Source organism: Actinospica durhamensis, assembly GCF_018139695.1.
GTDB lineage: Bacteria > Actinomycetota > Actinomycetes > Streptomycetales > Catenulisporaceae > Actinospica > Actinospica durhamensis.
In genome coordinates, this window is the sequence record NZ_JAGSOG010000818.1 from 1 (window position 1) to 413 (window position 413).

Sequence of the window (413 nt, forward strand, 5' to 3'; positions counted from 1 at the left end):
CCTCCGAGGAGTGCGAGCGCAACTCGCTGCACATCATCCGCACCGCCGAGCGGTTCCTGGCCGAGCGCGGCAGGGCGGAGCCCTTCGGCCCGGTGATCGAGGGGTACGGGGCGCTGCCCGGGGCCGAGCGGCGGGAGCGGGCCGCGGCGCTGGCCCCGTACGTGCGGGCCGTCGCCTCGCAGGACCGGCCGCAGGTCGGGCACTTCACCGACACCGACGTGGTGCTGGACTTCCTGGCCCGCGCCGGGCACCCCCGGCTGGCCGCGCTCGGCACCTCGTGCCCGGACCACTTCCTGCGCACCAAGGTCCGCCCGCTGGTCCTGGACCTGCCGCCGGACGCCCCGCTCGACGAGGCGATCGCCCGGCTGAGGGAACTGCACGCCGCCTACCGCGAGGAGTACGCCGCCTACTAC

The 413-nt window shown here is 76.0% G+C and carries 1 pseudogene; it reads left to right on the plus strand.

Annotation, left to right across the window (positions count from 1 at the left end):
* Positions 1-413, plus strand: a pseudogene (locus KDL01_RS42370) (bifunctional rhamnulose-1-phosphate aldolase/short-chain dehydrogenase); the annotation flags it as partial.